This window comes from Pseudomonas sp. 1L-C-7-B-C1 (assembly GCF_057291635.1).
Window position 1 is genome coordinate 237,297 of sequence record NZ_JBXAWH010000007.1, and the last position, 5,144, is coordinate 242,440.

The 5,144-nt window shown below is 60.2% G+C and carries 2 protein-coding genes and 1 pseudogene; all 3 read right to left on the reverse strand.

All coding sequences use genetic code 11. The annotated features are described in order from the left end of the window. Positions 1-19 precede the first annotated feature (19 nt). Positions 20-1,153: pseudogene (locus tag AC0Z8Z_RS13340) on the reverse strand (HAMP domain-containing protein); the annotation flags it as partial. A 104-nt stretch (positions 1,154-1,257) separates the two neighbouring features. Beyond that, the gene (locus AC0Z8Z_RS13345; protein ID WP_122624891.1) at positions 1,258-1,959 is read right to left on the reverse strand and encodes a hypothetical protein; all 702 of its coding nucleotides are present in this window, start codon (positions 1,957-1,959) and stop codon (positions 1,258-1,260) included. Positions 1,960-2,752: 793 nt separating this feature from the next. Then, the gene (locus AC0Z8Z_RS13350; RefSeq protein ID WP_172612615.1) at positions 2,753-4,969 is read right to left on the reverse strand and encodes a TonB-dependent siderophore receptor; all 2,217 of its coding nucleotides are present in this window, start codon (positions 4,967-4,969) and stop codon (positions 2,753-2,755) included. Between the last annotated feature and the right edge of the window lie 175 nt (positions 4,970-5,144).

A 5,144-nucleotide genomic window follows, 5' to 3' on the forward strand; every position in this document is an offset into this window, starting at 1 on the left:
GGAAGGCAATGAACTTGTTGACCGAATGGCCGACAGCGTCGAGCTCGTCCTGGCCCTTGATGGGAATACGGCGGGTCAGGTCGGCTTCACCCGAAGACAGCGCGTCGATGTTGGTGCGCAGCACGGTCAGGCGTGCCAGCAGACGGTGGAAGGCGAAGCCCAGCACCACCAGCAGCAGAATGACCAGCGGGATCTGCAACCAGCCCAGGGTCTTCAGCACTTCGGTGCTGCTGGCGGTGAGCATGGCCGTCGGCAGCGACGTGGCGATGACCCACGGCGTGCCCGCGACCGGTCGCAGGAAGAAGGTCAGGTCACCCAGTTGCGGGTCAATGTATTCCTGGGAATACACAGCGTCGCCGGAGATCTTGCCCAGCCCCTCCTGAATGGCCTTGGCGAACATCGACTGGCCGCTGAAGCCGGAAATGTTCTTGAGGATGATTTCGCCGGGGATGCGGCTCTGGTTGGTGAGGATCTTGCCGTCACGCTCGACGATCATCACCTGACCCTGAATGTCTTTTTCCTTCTCCTGGATCAGGCCGTTGAAGAAGCCCAGGGTAACGTCGATGGTCGAAACGCCGTACAGCGCGCCGTCTTTGTAGATGCCCATCGCGCAGTTGGTGCGCGGCTGCGGGCTGGCTTCGTCCTGATAGGCAGCGGCCCAGGCGCATTTGCCTTTGGGTGCGTTCTGCCCGGCACGGTGCCACGGCTGTTCCCAGTAGTTGGGTGCAGGGTCGGAGTTCCAGAACGTGCTCACCACCAACTGGCCGCTGCCGTCGCGGTGGACAAACGAGCTGTGCTTGTTGCGCCCCGGGGTGCGCTTGTCCGGCATCGGCCAGACGCCGCCACCAAAGACTTTCTGATCGCCATATTGATCGACCAGCCCTGGCAGCACCTTGTCGATGCCATCGCTGTCCAGCAGTGGCACCGCCTGGGTGATCGCCCGGGACTGGGCCTCGACGCGGGCCAGGTCCGAGAGGATGCGCGAACCGATCTGGTCGACCTGGCTCAGCACCACCTGCTCCTGGGTCGCGCGGACCTTGGGCGTGACCAGATGCACGATGCCCTGCTCGGTGATCACCGCGATCACCACAATCAAGGCCACAAATATGACCGTGTAGCGCGCCTGCACTGTTTTAAACATCGTCGACCCCATGCCAAATATTTTGTAATTGTTTTGCGTACTCCTGATGAGCTATCGACCGGAAGTCGACAAGGATGAGGGGCTGCGGAAAGGTTTTTTCACCGCGCAGCGGGGCGTCATTGCACTGGCAGGAAGTTCAGGAACAGCAGGCTCTGGGCGTAATTCAAGCCGATGCGTCTATATCGCTCGTCGAGCATCTGGGTGAGCAGATCAAGGCGCGCCACGATCTTGCCAAATTCGGTGGCGAAGCTGAGGTTGCTGCCCTCCTCCGAAATCTCGTTGGAGAACAGCAACAGCTCGCCATTGGCGTTCTGGCGCTGGCTCAGCAGCCAGGTCGCCTTCTCGATATTGCGCGCGGCGTTGCTGACGAAGGTCGGGTTGATCTGGTCGGTCATGAAGAATTCAAAGCGCCCGCCGTGGGCCGTGACCAGCATGCTGCCAATGGCATAAATGAAGGCGCCCACGCGATCGCCGAGAAACTCCGGGCTCAGGGCGTAGCTCAGCGCCGCAAGGTCGCGCCGGGTGCCCAGCTGCGGCAACGGCTTTCGCTGCTCAATGGCCTCGCGCACGTTGCGCTCTGCGGCGGCGGCGTCAACAAAGCCGGACTTGCGCCACTCACCAGGGTTGCGCAGGTAGAGCTTGTTCATCAGCAAATAGAGGCTGTCGAGGTTATCGCGCATGGCCAGTGTTGCCATGCGGTCCACGCTGGTCTGGAAAAACTCCTGGGGGCGCGTCTCGCTGAACTGCGTGGCGACATCCTGACCGTCCTGGCGGGTACAACCTGCCGCGCCGAGCCCAAAAATGCACAGGGCGAACAGCGCTCGAAGGCGTCGGCAAACGGAAAAAACAGTGAACACGGCGAGCATCAATCCCAAGCTTCAACGAACTGGACGCCGCGTGAATCGCCGCGTCCCGGCCAAGGTCAGAACGGCTCACGGCCAAAAAGTGCAATTCAGGCGGCAAGCTTCCATAGATCGGGCGTTGGGCCGCAGCTCAATGATCAGCAAAGTCGCCATCAATCTCGCAGTGTGACTGCCGACGCCTTCCCGGCTAAAGCCGGTCCCACAAAAGCAGCGCGTGCAGTCAGCAAGCATCGCGGCGACCTCGACTGTTAGATGGATACAACCGGTGAGGGCTGTATTCAATGATCAGCAAGGTCGCCATCAATCTCGCAGTGTGACTGCCGACGCCTTCCCGGCTGAAGCCGGCCCCACTAAAAGCAGCGCGTGCAGTCAGCAAGCATCGCGGCGACCTCGACTGAGGGACCGGCTTCAGCCGGTAGGCCGTTGCCGTTGCCGTTGCCGTTGCTTTTGATCTTCATACGCAGGAAGTCCAAACGACACCCATCGCGACTTGGGTGCAGGCTGAACGGAGGTCTCGCGCAGTGGGCCGAGCCGCAGGGATGCGGCGAGAGCTGCCCCCCGCCATGGATGGCGGATGGCAGCGGGCCCACGGAGCGGGACCGGAGTGAAGGAACCCGACGAAGTCGGGCCCAACCAGGAGCAGGCACTTTTGCTTACTTTTGGTGCTTTTCAAAAGTAAGTCGCCGAAGGCGAAACAGTCTGCCCCCAGGCAGACGACTTTGATTTTAGCGATGCCATGACTGGCAAATCACCAGCGGAACGCCACAGTGCCCAGCACCGTACGCTCTTCGCCCCAATAACACCGACCCGCGTTATTGCAGCCGCTCACATACTCCTTGTCGAACAGATTCTTCGCATTCACATCCACCGACCAATGCTTATCGATGTCATACCCCACCAACGCATCCACCAGCGTCACATCACCCGTCTTCAACTTCCCGTACAGCGTCGGCGCGGTATACGCGAACGTATTATCGAAATAACGCACCCCGCCACCCACATGGAAACCGCTCATCGGACCATCCAGGAACCGATACGTCGCCCACGTACTCGCCTGATTACGCGGTATGCCGGTCAACTGATGATCCTTGAACAGAGAACCCGCTGTGTCCTTGGTCACGCGGGCATCGGTGTACGTATACGACGCCGTCAAACTGAGGTTCTTCGTCACATCACTGTTCATCTCAAGCTCGACGCCCTTGGACTCGCTCTTGCCGACCTGACGGCTGAAACCGGTGCTATCGGGCACGACGTCATCGGTTTTGGTGAGATTGAACACCGCCGCGCTGAAGGTCGTGTTCCAGCCCCTCGGCTCATACTTCAGACCCATCTCGTACTGCTCGCTCTTGATCGGATCGAACAGCCCTCCGGTCGGACTCGACGACTGCTGTGCCGGGGTAAACGCAGTGGAATAACTGACATACGGCGACAAGCCGTTTTCAAACTGGTACATCAATCCGGTTTGCCAGCTGAACTCGTTATCCCATCCATCCAGATCGGTGCCGGCAACGGCAGCACTGCCCGCACGCGCGGCGCTGGCGCGGTTACGGTATTCGCTGTGAACCCAGTCCTGGCGGCCGCCCAGCAGGAAAATCCAGTTGTCATACTTGCTTTGCAGCTGCGTGTAGGTGCCATACATGTGCTGGTCGAGTTGCGAGTTCTGCACGTATTGCGTGGTTCTCGGAGGAACCGACGAAAACACCGGATTGAAGACGTTGTAGGTTCCGCCGAGCCCTGCATTCCAGTCCTGATTGAACGAGGTGCGGTCGTAGCTCACGCCCAACAACAGGGTGTTATCCAGGGCACCGGACGTGAAGTGGCCTTCAAACTGGTTGTCTACCGAGTAAGTGACCGATTTATTGTCGCGGTCGTACGCCGTGCTGCTCAGCGTGCTGCCGAAGCCACGATTGTTCAGGTTATTCGGCCAGGTCTCGTGACGGTCCAGACGCGATTCCATGAACCGTGAGTTCTGGCGGAACTGCCAGGTGTCGTTGAGCTGGTGCTTGAACTCGTAACCCAGGGTCCAGGTTTCGCGCTCGAAGTCGTCCCAGTTCGGGTTGCCGTTGAACTGGTCCTTGCCGATCTTGCCGTTGACGTTGTTCAGCAAGGTGCCTGCGGCGGGGTAGCCGAGCAGCAGCTTGGTGCGGTCGCGCTGGTAGGACGAGAGCAGGGTCAGCGCGGTGTCTTCGTCGAAGTTGAAGGTCATCGACGGCGCGATATAAATGCGGTCGTCCGGTACTGAATCCACTTGGGTGTCGGCGTTGCGGCCGAGCATGACCACGCGGCCGAGGACGCGGTTGTCGTCGGTCAGCGGGCCGGAGACGTCGAGGGACAGCTGGCGGCGGTTGTTGCTGCCATAGGTGAATTTGGCTTCGCCCTGGGCGGTTTCGGTCGGGCGCTTGCTGACCAGGTTGACCAGCCCGCCCGGTGCGTTTTCGCCGTAAAGGATCGAGCTCGGGCCACGGAACACTTCGGTGCGCTCCAGGCCGTAGGGTTCGGTAGTGGTGTCGTAGCGGTTGCCTTGCAGACGCAGGCCGTCCTTGAGCAGGCCGTAACCGTAGTCAGTGGCGTTGTAGCCGCGAATGGAGAACAGGTCGCCGGCGAGTCCGTCGCCGACGGCGAATGGCGGGGCGAAGATGCCGGGGACATAACCGAGAATGTCGGTCAGGGTTTGCGAGCCCTGATCCTGAATGCGCTGGCGTGTCACCACTGACACCGAGCGCGGGGTTTCCGACAGCGGTGTGCTGGTCTTGGTGCCGGCCGTGCTGTTTTTCACCTGATAGCCGACGGTTTGCTCCCCTTCGGGCGCTTCCCCGGTGACCATCGAATTCTGCAGTTCGATGGTGGCGCCCTGCTCGGCCTTGGCCGGGGCATCCGCGGCCCAGGCCGCGCCATGGCAGGCGACCGTTGCGACCAGTGCTGCCAAGGCATTGACCTTGAATTGACCCTTGTTATTGCTCGCCATCCGAACTCCCCCTCCCTTTGATATCACACGGGGCAACGCCCCAAAATTGACCGCTTATGTCAAAAAAGCGTGAAAATGTAACAAAGAACGTTTCTCATTACCATTATTATTCTTCCAAATTGGCGAAAGGCCATCCCTGGCCTTTCGCGTTGTTTCACGGGTGATACAGAGAGGT